Source organism: Micromonospora peucetia, from assembly GCF_900091625.1.
Lineage (GTDB): Bacteria > Actinomycetota > Actinomycetes > Mycobacteriales > Micromonosporaceae > Micromonospora > Micromonospora peucetia.
The window spans coordinates 6417395-6435160 of the sequence record NZ_FMIC01000002.1 but is presented as its reverse complement, the minus strand read 5'-3'; the positions used below and the strand labels follow the sequence as shown (position 1 = coordinate 6435160).

General features: G+C 66.7%; 16 protein-coding genes and 2 pseudogenes. 9 read left to right on the top strand and 9 right to left on the bottom strand.

What is annotated here, in order from left to right:
• Window positions 1-88 precede the first annotated feature (88 nt).
• The 3 genes from GA0070608_RS28075 to proB are packed head-to-tail and all read right to left on the bottom strand — an operon-like array spanning window position 89 to window position 3653.
• Window positions 89-1318 (bottom strand): pyridoxal phosphate-dependent aminotransferase, encoded by a 1230-nt coding sequence (locus GA0070608_RS28075; RefSeq protein WP_091631924.1) that lies wholly within the window; start codon window positions 1316-1318, stop codon window positions 89-91.
• Complete coding sequence (locus tag GA0070608_RS28070; RefSeq protein WP_091631921.1) at window positions 1318-2568, bottom strand: glutamate-5-semialdehyde dehydrogenase; 1251 nt, start codon at window positions 2566-2568, stop codon at window positions 1318-1320. Before GA0070608_RS28070 ends, GA0070608_RS28075 begins: the two co-directional genes overlap by 1 nt.
• 2 nt (window positions 2569-2570) lie before the next feature.
• Window positions 2571-3653: a glutamate 5-kinase gene (gene proB, locus GA0070608_RS28065; protein ID WP_091631918.1), complete on the bottom strand. Its 1083-nt coding sequence runs from the start codon at window positions 3651-3653 to the stop codon at window positions 2571-2573.
• A gap of 342 nt (window positions 3654-3995) precedes the next feature.
• On the opposite strand from proB, the gene GA0070608_RS28060 reads away from it, so the two are divergent.
• Window positions 3996-5267, top strand: a complete 1272-nt coding sequence (locus tag GA0070608_RS28060; protein ID WP_245715977.1) for an MFS transporter — start codon at window positions 3996-3998, stop codon at window positions 5265-5267.
• A 205-nt stretch (window positions 5268-5472) separates the two neighbouring features.
• Here the strand turns inward: GA0070608_RS28060 and GA0070608_RS28055 are convergent, their stop codons facing one another.
• From GA0070608_RS28055 to GA0070608_RS28050, 3 genes are all read right to left on the bottom strand, one after another.
• Window positions 5473-6258, bottom strand: coding sequence for a hypothetical protein (locus GA0070608_RS28055; protein WP_091631910.1), 786 nt, complete (start codon window positions 6256-6258; stop codon window positions 5473-5475).
• A gap of 44 nt (window positions 6259-6302) precedes the next feature.
• Window positions 6303-7106, bottom strand: a complete 804-nt coding sequence (locus GA0070608_RS32890) for an IS5/IS1182 family transposase (RefSeq protein ID WP_176733874.1) — start codon at window positions 7104-7106, stop codon at window positions 6303-6305.
• Window positions 7107-7243: 137 nt separating this feature from the next.
• Window positions 7244-7969 carry a hypothetical protein gene (locus GA0070608_RS28050; protein WP_141719571.1) on the bottom strand — a complete coding sequence of 242 codons (726 nt, stop codon included), beginning with the start codon at window positions 7967-7969 and terminating at the stop codon, window positions 7244-7246.
• Window positions 7970-8243: 274 nt separating this feature from the next.
• Here GA0070608_RS28050 and GA0070608_RS32305 point away from each other — a divergent pair.
• Window positions 8244-8357 (top strand): annotated as a pseudogene (locus GA0070608_RS32305) (transposase); the annotation flags it as partial.
• Window positions 8358-9128: 771 nt separating this feature from the next.
• Here GA0070608_RS32305 and GA0070608_RS28040 read toward each other — a convergent pair.
• Window positions 9129-9644 (bottom strand): hypothetical protein, encoded by a 516-nt coding sequence (locus GA0070608_RS28040; protein WP_141719570.1) that lies wholly within the window; start codon window positions 9642-9644, stop codon window positions 9129-9131.
• A 995-nt stretch (window positions 9645-10639) separates the two neighbouring features.
• Complete coding sequence (locus GA0070608_RS28030) at window positions 10640-11389, bottom strand: class I SAM-dependent methyltransferase (protein WP_091631901.1); 750 nt, start codon at window positions 11387-11389, stop codon at window positions 10640-10642.
• A gap of 118 nt (window positions 11390-11507) precedes the next feature.
• Between GA0070608_RS28030 and GA0070608_RS28025 the strand changes: the two genes are divergently transcribed.
• Complete coding sequence (locus tag GA0070608_RS28025) at window positions 11508-12443, top strand: helix-turn-helix transcriptional regulator (protein ID WP_091636371.1); 936 nt, start codon at window positions 11508-11510, stop codon at window positions 12441-12443.
• 72 nt (window positions 12444-12515) lie between these two features.
• On the opposite strand, the gene GA0070608_RS28020 is transcribed toward GA0070608_RS28025, so the two are convergent.
• Window positions 12516-12950 (bottom strand): hypothetical protein, encoded by a 435-nt coding sequence (locus GA0070608_RS28020; protein ID WP_141719568.1) that lies wholly within the window; start codon window positions 12948-12950, stop codon window positions 12516-12518.
• A gap of 283 nt (window positions 12951-13233) precedes the next feature.
• Between GA0070608_RS28020 and GA0070608_RS33105 the strand changes: the two genes are divergently transcribed.
• The 6 genes and pseudogenes from GA0070608_RS33105 (at window position 13234) to GA0070608_RS27990 (ending at window position 17174) form a co-directional block, all read left to right on the top strand.
• The gene (locus tag GA0070608_RS33105; protein WP_218107601.1) at window positions 13234-13920 is read left to right on the top strand and encodes a hypothetical protein; all 687 of its coding nucleotides are present in this window, start codon (window positions 13234-13236) and stop codon (window positions 13918-13920) included.
• Window positions 13921-14150: 230 nt separating this feature from the next.
• Window positions 14151-14792, top strand: a complete 642-nt coding sequence (locus GA0070608_RS28010) for an SIMPL domain-containing protein (protein ID WP_091631893.1) — start codon at window positions 14151-14153, stop codon at window positions 14790-14792.
• A gap of 55 nt (window positions 14793-14847) precedes the next feature.
• Window positions 14848-15276 carry an HAD family hydrolase gene (locus GA0070608_RS28005; RefSeq protein WP_091631888.1) on the top strand — a complete coding sequence of 143 codons (429 nt, stop codon included), beginning with the start codon at window positions 14848-14850 and terminating at the stop codon, window positions 15274-15276.
• Between the two features lie 226 nt (window positions 15277-15502).
• Window positions 15503-15628, top strand: a pseudogene (locus GA0070608_RS34200) (trypsin-like serine protease); the annotation flags it as partial.
• 418 nt (window positions 15629-16046) lie between these two features.
• Window positions 16047-16868 carry an FG-GAP-like repeat-containing protein gene (locus GA0070608_RS27995; protein WP_141719567.1) on the top strand — a complete coding sequence of 274 codons (822 nt, stop codon included), beginning with the start codon at window positions 16047-16049 and terminating at the stop codon, window positions 16866-16868.
• 63 nt (window positions 16869-16931) lie between these two features.
• A complete protein-coding gene (locus GA0070608_RS27990; protein ID WP_176733873.1) occupies window positions 16932-17174 on the top strand; it encodes a ferredoxin in 243 nt (80 codons plus the stop codon).
• Window positions 17175-17766: the final 592 nt, after the last annotated feature.

The following is a 17766-nucleotide window of genomic DNA, read 5'->3' as shown; positions in this document are numbered from 1 at the left end:
CACTTCCGTCCCCGCCGTTACCTCATGTCAGCTTCCTGACAACCGACCAGCCGGCGCTAAAGCAGCAGCGTCAGCGGCTTACCTTCGGTCACCAGCGAATGTGAGACAGAGCCGTTGGTTTGACAGCCTCGCGTGCGGGAGTGGTGGTCTCGACGAGGTCGCGGATCGCGGCCACGCCGCGGGCGATGCGGTCTTCGGACTCGCTACCCACGGAGATCCGGATATAGCGATCGCATGAGTCCCCGTACCCGATGCCGGGCACCACGCTGATCGCGCTCTCCTTCAGCAGCCGGCTGGCGAACTCGGTGGAGTCGAGGCTGGATCCGCCCAGGGAGGTGAAAAGATAGAACGTCGACGTGCCGGGCAATGTGTCGATGCCGTTGTCCGCGAGCCAGGTACCGACGCGGTTGCGCAGTTGGACGGTGCGTTGGATCTGCGGCCTGGTGATTTCCAGAAGGTCGTCGAAACGTTCGGCGAGATAGGCCGCCAAAATGGTCGGCGCACAGGTGACCAGGTGCTGGTTGATCTTCAGAGCCTGGTCGGTGAGCCGCTGGTTGGCGATGAGGTATCCGATCCGCCAGCCCGAGACGCCGTAGTTCTTTGACATCGAGTTGATCGTGACCGTGTGCTCCTTGTCCGGGTCGAGCGCCCCGGCCGCGAGGAACTCGGTGCCCGGCGGCGTGAACTCGTTGTACGCCTCGTCGACGATCAGCAGGAGCCCATGACGGTCGGCCAGTTGGTGCAGGTACTCCAGCTCGGTTCGGGTGTAGATGTGCCCGCTCGGGTTGTTCGGGTTGTTGATGATGACGGCACGTGTGCGCGCAGTGATGAAACGTTCGAAGTCGAGGACCGACATGTCGTGGGGAACCATCACCGGCTCGCCACGGCACATACGGATCTGCGCCGGATAGCTCAGCCAGTACGGCTCCGGCACTATCACTTGGTCGCCGGGGTCGAGGATGGCCATGAGCGCCATGTAGATGCCGACCTTCGATCCGGCGGTGACGATCACCTCGGTGTCCGGGTCCACCGGGAGCGCGAACCTGGTCTCGTAGTACTTGGCCAGCAGCCGCCGCAGCTCCGGCAGCCCTCGGGAGTGCGAGTAGTGGTGCAGACCGGGCGTCGTGAGGCCGTCGAACGTCGGCAGCGGCAGATCGAAGAAGGCCTCGCCGAGGGACAGCGTGATGACGTCCCTTCCGGCGGCCTTCATGTCGTAGACGGCGTTGTTGTACTGGACCGACAGCGCCTGGCTGATGTCCTCCATCAGCAAGGAGGTGCGCAACGGCTGCTTCGTCGCGGTGTGCAGCTGTCTCCCCATCAGATCGTCCTCGTCTGGCCACTGCCCCAGACCACGTTCTTGACGGTGGTGAGCGCGTCTAGGCCCATGGGCCCCCGCACATGCAGCTTCTGGGTGGAGACACCGATCTCCACGCCGTAGCCGAACTCCCCGCCGTCGGAGTAGCGGGTGGAGGTGTTGACGAAGACGCTGCCGGAGTCGACCTCCCGGGCGAAGCGCCGCGCCACGTCGATGTCCTTGGCCACGATGCCCTCCGCGTTGGAAGTGCCCCACCGGCGGATGTGCGCGATGGCCCCGTCGGCATCGGGAACGACCTTTACCGCGAGCACGAGCCGCAGGTACTCGGTGCCCCAGTCCTCCTCGGTCGCGGCGACCGCCTTCGGCCAGACGTGCTGCACCGTCTCGTCGCCGCGGATCTCCACGCCTGCCTCGGCCAGTCGGTCAAGGACACCGGGCAGCCAGGACTCCGCCAGGTCCTCGTGGACCAGCAGGGTCTCCATCGCATTGCACACGCTGGGCCGGGAGGTCTTCGCGTTGATCGTCACTGCGGTCGCGATGTCCAGGTCGGCGGAGCCGTCGATATAGGTGTGGCAGTTGCCGGCGCCGTCGATCACCGTGGGGACGGTGGCGTTCTGCTCGACGGAGGCGATCAGCTCCGGGCCGCCTCGCGGAACGAGCAGGTCGACGTACCCCTTGGCACGCATGAGTTCCACGGCGGCATCACGGGACGGGTCTGATATCAGCTGAACGGCCGCGGCGGGCACTTCGTCGTGCTCGGAGATGGCTTCCGCCAGGGCCGCCATGATCGCGGCATTGGTGGCCGTGGCCATGGACGAGCCGCGCAGCACCGCGCAGTTGCCGGTTTTCAGGCTTAGCGCCGCGACCTCCGCCGTGACATTGGGCCGAGCCTCGTAGATCACCGCGATGACGCCCAGCGGCTCCCGCACCTGCTCGACCAGCAGCCCGTTGGGCCGCGTCCAGCCCTTGACGACCTCACCGACCGGGTCCGCCAGCGATGCCACCTTGTGGATGGCCTTCACCAGGCCGGCCATCCTGCTATCGGTAAGGGTCAGGCGGTCGATGAGGGTGGGAATGACGCCGGCCGCGCGGGCGGCTCCGATGTCTTGCTCGTTCGCCTTGGTGATCGAGTCCCGGTGGCGCTCGACGGCGGCCGCCATGTCCAGGAGGACCTGGTCCTTCTGGGCCGTGGTCAGACGCTTGACGGCGGCGGACGCCTCCGCAGCAGCGCGGCAGATCTCGGTTACCGACACAACTACCCTCCAAGAATCCGTACGTAGTCACAGTCGTTGAACAATGCAGAGGCAGACCAACCACCAGCCCCGGCCTCCGCCGAGCTGAGGCGGACGCTGCCGCGGGCGATCATCCGGGAGTCCGAGCCGACGATGTCGACGACGTCGCCGCTTTCGAACGATCCCCTGATCGCGTCGACGTTCCCGCCGCGCAGGGCTCGGCCCGACTCGATGGCCTGCTGCCCTGCGGCGTCGCAGACCACGGACCCGCTAGGGGGGGTCCGAAACGCACGCCATAGGCGACGTAGATCGGGTGAGACGGAGTGGGATGTGCGCGGCGGGAAGACGGTCCCCGCCACCTTGTCGCCCCGGAAGGCCGCGATCAGGGCGGTGGAGTCCATGGCATCGGCCACCACGGTGCGGACCCCGGCGTGCGTGGCGATCCAGCAGGCGCTCAGCTTCACGAGCATGCCCCCGGTTCCGCCGTCCCCGGTCGATCCCTCGGCCACTGCCTCGATCTCGGAGATCGGACCCGTCACCTCGGCGATGCGTGCAGCGTCCCCGCCGAGCAGCGGGTTGCCGTCGTAGAGGCCGGCCACGTTGGTGAGTAGCAGAAGCAGCCGCGCTTCAATGAACCCGCTGAGCAGAGCGGCCAGCACGTCGTTGTTGCGTACACCCAGCGCGTCGTTCTCGTTGACGATGGGCACCATCCCCAGCGACCGCATCAGGTCGAGCGTGCGGCGGACCCCCCCTCCGCGCTCCGGCGCGATGAGATCGTGCGGCGTCAGCATGATCTGACCTGTTTCAAGGCTGTATGCGGTAAACCGGGCATGGAGTGCGGAATACAGCACTCCTTGACCGAGCGCCGCCGCAGTCTGTCTGGCCTCCGTCGTGTCCTGTGCCAAAGTGCTGTGCTTGGTCCGGCCTAGTGCAATGGCCCCCGAGGTGACGAGCACCGGCGCCAAACCGGCCTCGATTCCTTTCGACACCGTCGCGCAGAGGGTGTCGAGCTTGACGGGGTCCACCTTTCCCCGAGTGATCAAGGACGAAGTTCCGACCTTGATGACGACCCGGTTGCCAGTGCCGTCGTTGATTCCATCTCGCATGGGCTCCTCGCCTGAACCCCGGCAGTCGATATGAGAAAGCGGAGGGGCGGTGGCCGCTTCCAAAGGGAGATGATTGCCGGGGGCGGTGTTCCCTCAATGTGCCGTCGATTCGCTGCCGCTGTCGGGCGCTTGCGCACCCGCGAAATTCAGCGCCTTCCATTACCTCTGCCCTGCATGCGCGGTTGTTCGACGCGTTGCGTCGGGTCGCCAACTCGCTAAACTCGCCCAGGTGTTGACGCTTGATCAATCGGGAGGGTCACTTGTTCAGGACTCACCTGATGGCGCACTGGTGCCTCGGCTACGGGCCAATCAGAATCGGGAGATCCTATGGCAGACCGTGCAGTGTCCAGCACCACGTCGCCGGATCTGTCCCTACAGTCGCCCCCGGCGGACCCCAGCACGCGCAACACCTGGGTGCTGGTGTCGTTCACCGCCGTGACCAACCTGACCGACGGCGTGACCAAGGTGGCGTTTCCTCTCGTCGCCACATCATTGACCGACTCACCCGCTCTGGTCTCGGGTGTGCTGCTCACCCTGACCCTGCCGTGGCTGCTGGTCGCGATGCACGTGGGCGTGCTGGTCGACCGGTCTGATCGCCGCAAGCTCCTGTGGCTGGCCAACACCATGCGCATGACCGTGGTGCTCAGTCTCTTCACTGCCGTGGCGACTGACGTGGTCAGCCTTCCCATGCTCTACGGAGGCGGGCTGATCCTCGGTGTCGCGGAGGTGATAGCACTGACATCCGCCGCAGCGCTGGTCCCGGCCGCCGTGGCACCAGCCGGTCGCGAGCGCGCCAACACCTGGGTGACAGGGGCGGAGACGCTGTGCAACGAGTTCGCCGGGCCCTTCGTGGGCGGCATCCTCGTCGCCGCGAGTGCTTCGATCGCGTTCGGCGCGACCATCGCCGGATACGCGTTGGCCATCCTCATCCTGCCCTTCCTGGTGGGCCGGTTCCGGATTGAACGGCAGTCTGGTCAGCCAAGGCTGACGGTCCATCAGCAGATCGGCGAAGGCCTGCGATTCCTGTGGAACCAACGGCTGCTGCGGATGCTCTCGCTGACGGTCACCGGGCTCGTCACCTGCTGGTCCGCCTGGTTCGCCCTCATGCCGCTGATCGCGACGAAGGAGTTGGGCCTGAGCGCGGACCGTTACGGCATGCTCGTGGGGGCGTTGGGCGTCGGCGGTGTCGTGGGCACGATGAGCGTCGGCCTCGCCAACCGGCTTTTCGGCCGGCGGTGGGTCATGTTCGGAAACATCTTCTTCTCCGCTTCCATGGTCGCTGTCCCGGCATTGACCAGGAACGTCTGGGCGATTGGAGCAGCCGCGTTCCTCGGTGGCATGGGGGGCACCCTGTGGGTGGTCAACTCCCGCAGCATCAGTCAGACCATGGTGGGTGCCGAGCTGATGGGCCGCTACAGCGCCGCCGCCCGGCTCTTCTCCTGGGGCTCCATCCCGGTCGGTGCCGCAGCGTCGGGAGCGCTCGCTCAGTGGCTGGGGTATCGGGTGACGTTCGGCCTCTTCGCCGTGGCCACAACGGTGGTTATCGTTCCCTTCCTGCGGATCTTCACGCCGAAGGTACTCACCGAAGTCGAAGCTCGGATCGCAGCCCGCTGACGGTCGGGGTGTCCCTCCATTCGCGTGATGGCATTCGCGTTATCGGTGCGGTGAGTGGAGGTTGGCCCCGACGAAACAGCCTGAAGACACCGTACATTCCTCATTGCATTGTCGGTCTCGCCATCGACTGAGGCACGCAGCAGCCCTTGGCCGCCGGCCTCCTCCTCTGCTCGGGAGGGCGGTGCCAGCGTCAAGTGCTGCACGTTCAAGATATGCGGTTGACGATGTCCGCCGGGACAGGCCTGTCCGCTACGCGCATCGACCGCCGTGGCAGCAGGCCCGTCTCGATCGCCCGGGCACCGGTCTGGAAGCGGGAGTTGGTGCCCAGCAGTGCCATGACGTAGGCGACGTAGCGCCGGTAGGTGCGCACGGACATGGAGAGCTTGCGGGCCGCGAAGTCGTCGATGAGCCCTTCCTGGAGACAGTCGAGGACGCGGCGCAATTCCTCGGCCTGGGAATGTTCCCTGAAGCGCAGATGCGGGTCCGTTGCCGCCGCGGTCGGCCAGATGGTGTCGAAGAGCGCGCGCAGATTCGTCGCCACAGACGTGCTGCGTATGAGTGCCGGGTCCCCTGGGGCGTTCGACACCAGTGTCGACCGCGTGTCGGAGACGACCGCGGTGAGCCCCGGGAGCGCGGCGAGCCGCATCTCGGCCTCTTCCGGAAACAGTGCGTTGAGCGCGCACCGGGTCCCGGTGACCGGCGGGACGAGCATCCGCACTGTGACGTCTGCGGCCAGCATCGGGGCGATCCGCCGACAGGCGGCAACGACGACGGTGGTCGTCTCGGAGCGTTCGCCGATTATCAGACAGAGGGATTCCGAAGCCTGGGACATGAGGTTCTCGGCCGCTTCGCCGAGGGCTTCTCGGCTTATGGAGAGCTGGGTGACGGGTGAATCGTTCGCCGTCTGGCTACGCCTTTGCGCGGCCAATGATTCCACCAGACCCCGGACCTTGAGTAGATCCTGCTCCAGAATTTTCGTGGTCGACAACACGCTTGTTCCTTTCAAATGGCTTGATCCCAGCAGGATTGCGGTAGCTAGCGGCATTTGAAGTGGGTGAGGTGGAGAGCGGCGTGGACGCTATCGCCGACCTGTCGTGGGCGGGCTGTGCTGTGACGCAGGGTCCGCCAAAAGACCGACGAGAATCGCGGAGCAGCGTCCCCGGAGGCGTCGCACCGATCGAAAGGCGGCATTGGAAGCGCGGTTGCCGACCGCGAGCCGGCGGCGGCCGGCGGCGGGCTGCTTGTACCGAGCGCGGATGCCCTGGCCAGCGCCTTCGTGGCCCGAGTCGGCAACCCGAGTTTGGAGGCCGCCCCAGTAGGGGGCCCCGGTGACGTCCAACCGTTCGGCGAGATCAGATCGTGCAGATGACCAGGCATCGCGTCCGAGGCCCAGGCAGGTAGTCCGTCGGGGCGCGTCACGGTTTGGATGTTCGCCCCGAAGTCGCGGTGTTTCCCGGAATACCACGCGTCGATCGTGTCGACTTTCGCGCTCACGGTGGTCTCGACGAGGCAGTCGCTGTCGAGCAGTTCATGACGTGCGACCAGCCGTCGGCGCCGGCGCAGCGCGTCGTGCAGGGTGGGTGTCTGCGCCGCCGGGACCCGCACGGCCTCGGCGACGTGCCGGTACACGGTCGCCCTCGACACGCCGAACCCCGTGCCGAGAGTGGTCTTGTCCGCACCCTTGCGGGACCGCACCAACGCCAGGATCGCCTGGTGGAAGCACGTCGACGTACGGGTTCCCGATCGGATGCCCATCGCCCGATGCTCGGCGTGAAGCAGCCGCGCCACGTGCTGTACGAGTTCCCTGGGCGCGTCGAGCCTGGCAGAATAGGCGATCACGTCGAGCCCTCTCGGAGACTGGATTCTGTTGCAAGAACCTGTCTGTTGATGGCTTTACGCCCACATCCAGTACCGTCCGCCGTGGACGTCAAGCCCGTATCATCCCCACTCGGCTGCCGTGCCTCGTTGAGATTGATTCAGTGCATGTCAAGAAACTTCAATTCGGCTGCTCGGGTGCCACCGGAAAAACGGGAACTGGCTCCCAGGGACGCCAGGATTCTGGCGACGTACCGGCGGTAGGTGCGCAGGGACAGGCCCAGTTCATGGGCTGCGACCGCGTCCGTGGAGCCGGCATACAACCGGGCCAGGACTCCACGTGCGGTGTCGGTGGCGAGACAGGCGTGCAGCATCTGATAATCCCGCCAGGGCAGCGAGGCGTTCCAGGCCCCCATGAACAGCGAGGCCAGCGCACGGACCGTGACTCGGTCGCGAACCAGAAGGCCACCCGTGCTGTCGCCCGGCGTATGGATCAGCGCCTCCGCGACGTCCGCCACCAGGGACTCGGCGAGCGGGCGGCTGGTTACCCGCAGTTCCGCCAGGTCGGCCGCCCCTAACCAGGCCGGCAGCTCCCGCAGTGCCGAGGCGGACCCGAGCACGCGGACGGTAATCCGGCCTGGACCGGTCTTGGGCCGTGCCCTGAGGTCACCCAACGCGGTGCGTATGGCTGCCAGCTGCCCCCTTCGGCCGGACAGCGAAATCAGCAGGGTGCGCCGGGCCTGGGCCACCAGGTCCGTCAGGGCGACACCGGGCGCCTCCTGCCGCTGGTCGGTGGATAACTCCACGAAACGCGGTGCGGGAAGAGAGCGGACTTCAAGAACTGCGGAATCGATTAGGCTCCGCGCTTGCAGAAGTGCGTGTTCCACGGGGTCATGAGTAATTTGTGTATTGTCTGTTTCAGGCTGATTTCGATTGATGACTGCCCCCGTTCCTCCTGGTTGAAAGTAACCCAATCGAGACAGCCCCAGCAAGGGCCTTCCGGGTTCGAAGCGTGTAGTTTGGTCCGATTTAGAGGGTGACGCCTGTCACTCTCTGAGATCAATTGGTGATCCAGTGTAAGTTGGCACGTGGCGACGCCGAGCGGGAAGCCAGGCGGCTGCGAGCGGTTGCGCGCCGAGTTGGCCAAGGCCCGTGATCGCGCTGGATGACCTGCGCAACCGCAGCGTGAAGGACGTGTTCTTCCTCGTCTGCGACGGTCTCAAAGGCCTGCCCGAGGTGGTCACCAACGTGTGGTCCCAGACCGTGGTGCAGACTGCATCATCCGAGCCCGTCCTGTCCCCGGTTCGCGTCGATCGACGCGCTCGCGGGGATCTTGGTGCCATCGATCGCGATCGTGCCGAACCGAGCAAGCCCTGCCCGCGCCGCGATCATCAGCACCTGCTCGAACAACCCAGCGAACGCATCCCCGGAGCCTGCCCGGAACCGTGCGATCGTCGCGTAATCAGGGATATCTGCGGCGTAGAGGACCTTGAACGCGACATCGGTGTGACAGAGCCGCTCGACCTGCCGAGACGAACGCACTCCTCGGCAGTATGCGTAGACCAGAAGAGTCAGCAGCATCCGCGGGTATTACCCGGCGGCGCCGACCCCACCGCGGCGACGGGACGCCTCGAACGCGGAGACGTCGAGGGTCTCGACGACATCGAGGGCGAACCACGCCAGAGGATCTTCCGGTAACCAATCCCGCATATCCGGTGGCAGGAGAAATACCTGATCACGCAGTACGGGACGATAGCCGCGGACCATACCAAATTCTCCCAGAACCGCTGCGGACTACCCCGCAAGACACGGCATTCTGCGACAGGCTCTTCGACGTGGAGATCCGCAAGATCATCTGCACATGGCGCCGATGAGCCTCGACCCAACCGGCGCAGGCCGCAGGCGGTGGACGATGCGCTGGAAAGCACCCCTGAACGCGTTCCAGATCGCCTTTCGAGGGCCGGCTCACCCCGGCCAACCACTAACCACCTCAACAACCAAGATCAGCCGTTAACTTGACATTCCCTCGTCGGTGCGGCCCAGGGTTCAGGGCCACCACGGCGAGTCGGCGGGGTCTTCGGCGATCTCGAGCAACTCCACGGCCGTGAAGAGGCTCTCCACGAAGTCGTTGGGCGGGAGGATGAGGTGTGCGCCGGGGAGCAGTGTCTCGATCAGCGCTTCCTTTCCCAGTTCAGTGATGATGTCCTGCGCGACGTCCAGGAGCCCGGCCACCAGCGGGTGCTGGTCCTGTATCTCAGCTGGGTCGGACTCGGCGACACCGGGTTGGTTCCGGAAGGCGATGAGCGCGTCCAGCATCTCGGTGCGGTGGTGCTCTTCGGTGACGGCGCGGGCGACGATGTCGGCGATGTCTTTCCGGATGTCCTGGGCAGAATTCTTCTTCGCCACATCATCGAGGTCGTCGAAGGCTTCGAGTCTCCTCTTCAGGGAGCGCCCCTCGGGGCTGTCCTTCGCCAGGTCCCGTGCGGCTTGGCGGAGCGGCCATTCCTCGAGCGGAAGGTCATCGTGATCCATTGCCACCCCAGACTGATCGATGTTTCTCATTCGATCAGTCTGACGATCCCTGTCCAGGTCTTGATGGTCGACGGATTCGGTGCTGCGGTTGCTGGCCCACGTGGCGCAACCACCTCGACCGCACTGGACTTGGTGAGCACCTGCCGACGCGGGGCGCGGCCGTTGTGGACACCAGCCGCCGGCAGAGCAGGTAACGCGAACGCCTCGGCGGCATTGCCGGCCCACGGGCGCGCGGCCCCGGTGTCCCCGACGGCGACGTAACGCCCGCGAGGCCGGCGGTCTGCGGCCCGGACGTAAGGATCCGTGGCGACAGCGCTCACCTGGCCACCCTCCCGACGTCGGTGTGCTGGCCGTCGAGGATGTTCACCCTCTTGCGGTACTCCCCGGCCAGCCAACCGGACCACTTGCGGCTCCGGCCCGGAGCACGCTGCGCCTCGATGAATCGAGTACGTGGGTAGTCGTCAAGTCGAACGGCTGCTTGATAACGACGGTGAAGAACACCTTCAGATCGAATGCGTGCGCGGACACGGTGTTGGGCCGTGTCCGCGCAATGAGTCACCGCCGCGCAGCCCGGACAGGCCACCGACCCTCCAGGAGTCCGAGCCCGCTCCAGAATCCGCTCGCCCTCGTCCGTGACGTCGTCGATCACCAGCGGGGACAGCCCTGAGAACACCATCTTCGTAAGATCATCGATCTTGCACACAGGATCTCAACGACATCGACCACCTTCTGCCATCACCGAGTGTGAGACAGGGCCGAATGTGAGACAGAGCCGTTACATCCACACTCCCCTGGCGGAGTCGCAGATTGAACTACCCCTGCATCACGCGGCGGTCCCCGCGCGGTCGCTCCTGACCGGGCGCGAACGAAGGTCAGGGCCGGCCCGAGACCGGCGACGACGGGAACGCCCGGGTGCATTCGGACGCGCCGATGAGCGGATGCTGTTGGCGGTACCGACCTGCGGCATTGGGACTTTGCCAGTGCGTGGCGTGGTTGGGTCTGTCGACACCCCCATCATGTTCAGCTTAAGGGCGAGTCGCCTGCACGAAGGTGACCCGGCCGAACCTGTGGTCGGCGTGCGCGACCTCCCGGGCGTCGTCGAACCCGGCGTCGGCCAGGAGCGTGACGATGCCATCGCCGTGGTTGCGGGCCACGACCGGCTTGTGCGCCGCCCGGGAACGCATGAGGCGGGTCAGGTGCCGGAGGGCGTGGACAGGGCTGTGGCCATGGCGGTGTGTTGGGTGCCCGGCGTCCTCGACGTTGGATGCTGGGCCGCCGAAGTCGACGACCGTGATCCTTCCTCCCGGCCGAAGAGCACGCAGCGCGTCGCGCGCGAACGCGATCCGACCGTCGTCATCGACGTGGTGCAGCGCCAACGACGAGACCACATGGTCGAGCGAGGCGTCCTCAGCGGGGATCCGGTCGGCATATCCCTGAACGAGGGTAAGAGCGACGCTGCGCCGGCGCGCCTTGCGCGCTGCCCTGCGCAGGGCGTCTCCGTCGGGGTCGAGGCCGGTCACCCGCGCGCTCGGCTGGGCCGAGAGCACGACGAACGACAGGTTGCCCGTGCCGCAGCCGATGTCGGCCACCGTCTGGCCGGGCTCGATGCCTGCGAGCTCGACCGTACGTTCGTGCAGTGCGCGGACGCCGGCAACCCGGGTGAAGACGTCGTAGAACGGGAGAAGCCAGGTCTTTCCCGCGCCCGGCAGGAAGGGGCGGTCCCGATCCTCCGGAGTTCGCTGGTCGAGGATGCGTACGTGGGTCGAAGCTGCCATGGATGCCTCCTGTGCACGCGGTGGCGGGTCTGCCTCGGTGGCCCGTGACGGACCCGGTGTCGTCACCTCCAAGTCTTGGATATTCTGCGGCTACCAAGCAGGATTTAACGTGGGCACCATGGGACATTCTTTGGCCAGTGACTCACCCGGAGTCCCGTCGAGGCTGCGCACGGTTCGGCCCGACGGGACGCCGGTCTACCGCTACCGGCAGCGCCCCGGCCTGCCTCCTGTCTCGGTGACCCGCTTCGACACCGAAGCCGCCCACGTCAGCCTCCCGCCGGACCACCGGCACGCTCACGACTTCCTCGTCCTGTCCTATGTCGAGGAGGGCCTGGGATCGTTCACCGTCGACGGGGCCGAACGGCCGTTGCGCGCTGGCGAGGTCCACGCGGTATCGCCCGGGCAGGTCATCGGCGTCGCGGCAGCGGCCGGGCTCGCCCGCTGCCGCGCGTGGTCGGTCGCGTTCACACCGGACGCCGTCCCCGCCCTGACCTCGGTCTCCCCACTGACCTGGACGCACCATCCCCTCCTTGCCCTGTTCGCCTTCAGCGGGGGGCACGGTCGGATCGCGGAGCCCGACCAGGCGAACTGGTCGGCGTGGCTGGCGGACCTGGCCGAGGAACTTGCCGACCCAGGCCGCCTCGGCGCCCGCGAGGCCGTCGCCGCACTGCTCACCCGGCTTCTGGTCGCAGCTGCGCGACTGGCACCCAGCGCTCCGGCCATGCCGGACCCACTCGTCGAGCGGGTCTTCGCCGAGATCGAGGCGACGTTCCGCGAACCGGTCTCCGCCGCCGATGTCGCCCGCACGCTCGGCTACACCCCGGGGCACCTCACGACCGTGCTCCGTCGGCGTACCGGCCGCCCCCTGCTCGAATGGATCACCGAACGGCGCATGACCGAGGTCCGGCGGATGCTGCGCGAGACCGATCTGTCGCTCGACGTCGTGGCCGACCGAACCGGCCTGCGCGACGCGACGTATCTCGTCCGCCGCTTCCGCGACCGCTACGGCATCACCCCGCAGCGATGGCGCCGTACCCAGCGAGCATGGTCATGACAGTGGCTCATCCGCAGATGCCGCCGACCGAGCGTCACGCGCCGCCGCAGGTGGTTGGTCCAGCGAAACACCTCACCCGGCTACATCGATGCCGGGCTGCGGGGACATCGACGATTCAGGGGCCATGCGCTGGTAGCCGCACTCATCGTGTACCCAACGATCAAGGTAGGCCGCCCTATCAACTCGCGAATCCACGACCGCAAGCCATTCGGCTGCTGCCTGCCTCATGTGTCGGACCGCAGCGGCGTCCTGTTCGGGCGATCCCCTTCCAGGAGCGTCCATCTCATCTGTCAGTGCTCCCCAGATAAGGTTGAGCACGGTCGGCGTGTCAGGCAGGTGCTCGCCTTCGGGGGTCTCGGACATAGCGCTCATGGCTAGCCCCTGAAACTTGAGACCCGCGTCGTAGGTGGGCCAGCCCTCTTCGACATCGAGCACGAGCCGTGCCTGGTCCGCAGTTGCTCCTAGGAACCCATCGGGCCCGTGTTCCGGATGCCAGCGACCTGCCATGACAAAGAGGCTACGCCGGCCATCGAGTCGGGCTACCCCTTCTGTCGAGCGCGCGCCCACCAGCCGCTACCGCCCGACTCTGCCGATGACCGCGAGTTGCGTTGGTCGCCGTTAGAAACCTGCGGCGGTCTCAGGGCCTCACCCCCCGGCGGGCTGTCATCCGTATCGACAGGGGCAGCACCCATAAGCCTGCTCATGCTTTGCCCTTGGGCGGCAGTTCAATCCTTATCTGCCCGTCGGCGTGGCGGATGCGCCGGCACGGGCTTGGCGGTAGAACCGGAACGTGACACTCAACTTCTGTCGGGAACTGTCGGCCGCCGACTGGATCGCCCACAGCGACCTGCCGTGGCAGCGGCTTGTAGGCTTCGGCCCTGCGGGCTTCGACGCCTACGCGCGGCTTCGGTTTCTGCCCGATCCGGCACGCCCCGGCCAAAGCGAGAACGACGCCGCCGCGGACTGGCCCACGGATCAGCTGCCCACTCTTTTCGAGGTGCTGGCCACCCACACCACGACCCCCGAAGACTGTTACTTCTGCGTCTGGGAAGGCTTCGGCAACGCCGACGTCACTGCCGACGACGACGCCGTGTACATCGATGAGGAGAACAGCGGCACCGCGCTCGAGCGGCCCGGCGGCCAGCCGGGACTGGCGCCCACACCCGCTGCCCAGCCCTCGATGCCGCGTGCACCCAAGGTTGTGGTGCCCCACCGCGCGTACTGGTTGTTTCGAGGGCCGTCAGCCGACGTCGGCACATGGGAGACCGCTGCGGGGTGGCCGGGCCAGCGTCCTTTCAGCAACGCCGAGCCGGCGTTCGCCTGGCCTGCTGATCACGCCTGGTGCGTGGCCAAGGACGTCGATCCGCACTGGGCCGGGATCGGCGGCACCCGGGCGCTGATCACCCAACTCATCACCGACCCGCGCCTCGACGTGGTCCCCGCCGACCCCACCCAGAACCAGCCGCTCTACCGATGAACGGCCCGTGCCCAGCTGACGAGTGCTTTGCGGACCGCTGACAGGGCCTGCCGCGCTCAGGTCGGAACGCACGGATCTGCCGCCGAGCGAGCATTGCGGTCTGTCACGGATCGGTTGGGAATCCCTCCGCCGTCGACTTGAGTTTCCAACGTCGTGGCGATCGATCAGCGTGGGGTCTGCGGGCTGATCGGGGACAACACGCGGCAGGAGACCCTCGTAAGATCATCGTCATGCAGCTGATCGAACGGCCATGGGGTGTTACCGCGTACGGCGCGGCGAGCGTGAAGTCCATGCCGGATATGGTCCGAGCGAGATTCCGGGTCGTTCGGGTGGAACAGACGCCGTCAGGTGCATTCGCTACGGCGGCTGAGGCCGTGGGCGCGGTGCGTCAGGCGCTGCGAAACCACGGCGTTGCCGACAGCTCCGTGGAGCGGTCACGGCTGGACCTCAAGAGTTCGTGGAGCGGCTATGGCCCGGAACGAGTGTTCCTCGGCTATCAGTGTCAGGCGTCGTTTGCCATGGAGTCGGGCCGTCTGGACATCGTTCAGCAGTTGCTCGATGACGTTGTAGCCGCTGGCGCGAACGAGATCGAGGCGGTGGACTTCGACGTCACGACGAAGGCCGACATGCGTGCGGAAGCTCGGCGTCAGGCGGTAGCGGCTGCTAGGCGGAAGGCCGAGTTGTACGCCGCCGCGGCCGGTGTCCGACTAGGTGCTGTCGTGCACATCGACGACGTTGATCCAGAAAACGTGGGACACGAACGCTACCGTGGCCACGGTTCGGGCGGAGAGGCTTCCGCCCAGGACCTCGCACCCGGACACGTAGTGGTCTCGGCTGCGGTGATCCTCGGCTTCTCGATCACCCACGACTGATACTGCGTCCTGGGCGCCCCGGGCGTTCCACCGCACACCGCTTGGCATCGCATCGATGTTCGGGCGCTGGGCGGTCGAGTTCTGCGCCGATCACGAACTGCCGGACGACGCATTGGCCTGGCTGATCGCTACGGATCAGGACGGGTCCGTGTCCCGCGACTGGTTCTTCGGCGAGGTGACGGAGCGTTTCGGACTGGCGGCCTCGGTGGACGACACATGGAGGCAGTGCCGACGCCGGAGGCCGGAACTGGTGAGCTGCCGCCAAGAGGTGCTGGCATCGCTGACACTGCTGCGTGATGACGGCTGGACGGTCGCAATCGTGACCAACGGCCAGGCCGACAACCAACTAGGGAAGATCAGGCGCACCGGACTGGACCAACGCGTGGATGCCTGGGCAGTGTCGGGAGAACTGGGCATCCGGAAGCCAGCACGTGAGATCTTCGAGGCAGCAGCCCGTGGGGTGCGGCCTCGATCTGCTGGGTGAGGGCTGGGTGATCGGTGACAGCCCTGTACTTGATGTCGAGGGTGGCCGCGCGGCAGGGCTTGCCACCTTGGGTCAGTCGAGGAAAGAACTGGCCGGCGGAACTCACCCCGCCTGATCGCACCGTCACGGACGTCGTGGCCGCTGTCCAAGTCCTGCGAGGCGAGGACTCCGCCCTGTAGCTGTACAGCTATCCGTACAGCCAATGCCATTGCTCACGCCGACACCCAGCGGCGGCATCGACACCTGTCAGGGAGACTCGGGTGTCCCGATGTTTCGGCGGGACGCGAGCAACGCCTGGATCCAGGTCGGCATCGTGAGCTGGGGCGACGGTTGTGCCCGGCCCTCCTGCCCCGCGTCGAAACTTCGCGTACGTCGGCGTGGGCGCGAAGGATTCCTGTGGGGAGGGCTGCCCGCCGGACGGTCGGCGCGGAGGGCCGCTCGGGCCGCGGCCTCGACTTCAAGTTATAGACGTCGATGTACCTGAAAGTTGGATATTCCCCTACCTTCGATCGACATTCTAATGTCCATGACCTGCGGTGGAGGCATCGATCAGTGCCGAAAAGCGTAAGTCGGCTCTGTCGTGCGTCGATTCCTCATCGCCGGTCGCCGTCTTGCGGGTGGTGAGGGGTGCGGGTAGGGGTTACCTCCCCGGCTCCTGTTCGTAATGATCGGACTGTCGTATTTCGGGGCGTACGTGGAGGTAATTTGTGGCACGCATGGGCGGGAATGGTCACTGCCGTTCGTTCGATGGGAACGGGAGGATGGACATCATGGCCCGTGACGACGTCACGGGTGAACTGTTGGTCTTCCCGCACAGCGGCAGCTTCCGTGGCGGCGAGACATTCGACGAGCCGGTGCTGATCGGCACCGGCTTCCACCCGCAACGTAACCACGGGCTGGTCCGTCCCATCGACGTCAACGGCAACGGCTACGCCGACGTCATCGGCGTGAGCATGAGCCATATGAACGAAACGCACGGGATCTTTCTCTACCCGAACAGGGGTGGGCTGAACGGTCTCGACACCCTCGGCGAGCCGATCCGCATCTCCGGCGCGCGGGACGACAAGAAGTGGGAGACCCTCGGCATCGCCGACGTCGACCTGGACGGCTGTGACGACATGTTCGGCCGCGAGCAGAACGCGGGCCACGTGGACGCGTTCTTCAACCAGCGGGAGGTGCGGCAGAACGAGACGTACGACCGCACCGCGCACCGCCTGGTGACGGTCGACGTCGAGGACTTCCCGCTGGCGATGGCCGACGTCACCGGCACCGGCCGGCCTGACCTGTTGGTCCGCCGCGCCAACGGTGACCTCGACCTGTACGAGTTCGCGCACGACACCACCGGTGAGGGCCCGTGGTGGCGCGGCGAGGGCCGGTGGTTCACGCTCGGCCGCGGCTGGCAGGAGTTCGAAATCATCACGGTGACCGACATCGACCTCGACGGCCGGCCGGACCTGCTGGCCGTACGCGCCGACGGCACGCTCGTCGTCCACCTGCACAACGGCAAGTTCGATCCGGAGCAGCCCTCGGCCACGTTCTCCGCGCCGGAGGTCCTCGCGACGGGTTGGCAGAAGTACTCGGTGGTGAGCTGACGTGGGCTGCCCGCTGGAGGCCGGACGGCCCGGTGACGTCGACATGAGACGAGAGGGGCAGCGGTGAGCGCGAACGCGGACGACCGGGCCGGATGGCGGTTGAGGGTGGACTCCACCAGATGCGTCAGTTCGGGCTTCTGTGTCGGCAGCGCGCCGGAGCACTTCACGATGGAGCAGGTCTCTCGGCCGCTGGCCGACGTGGTGGCGCCGGCCGACACGGTGCTGGAGGCCGCCGACTTCTGCCCGGTGGAGGCCATCTCGGTGTTCGACGCGCGGACGGGGGCACAGATCGCCCCGAAGAGGTGACGGCGGCCGGGTCCCGCGCCCGGCTCCCGGCGCCACCACCGGTCCGGCCCGGGAACAGCCCGCACGCGGACGACCGGCTGAAGCATCGGTGATCGCAGGAAATTCCGAACGGCCCACCGGCCCCGGTACGCCCGGGGACGGTGGGCCGTTCCCGGTCCGGGTGGGTGGGCCTTTTCCGGTCGGGACTGTTTCCGGTCCGGGCCGTTTGCGGCCCCGGCGGGCGTGGGGTCGAGCCACACCCGAGGAGCACACCGGCGAGCAACGTCTCGTGCGTCCCGCGAACGGACCAGCCCCCACCCCGGTCGTGCGTCGGGGTGGGGGCGGTCGTGGCTCGCCCGGGGTCAGACGTTGTCCAGCTCGCTGTCGAGGATGTCGAACAGGTCGTCCGCGGTGACCGAGGCGAGGTCCGCACTCTCGGCCGGAACCGGGTTGGACTTGTCGCGCCACTTCGTCAGCAGCCGTTGCAGGGCCGCGGCGATGTCCGTCTCCGCCGTCTGCGCCGCGTCCACCAACTCCAGCGTCGCCTCCACCCTGGCGATGCCGTCGACGAGGGTGCGCAAGTTGAGCTGGGCCTGGTTGCCGCCCAGCTCCC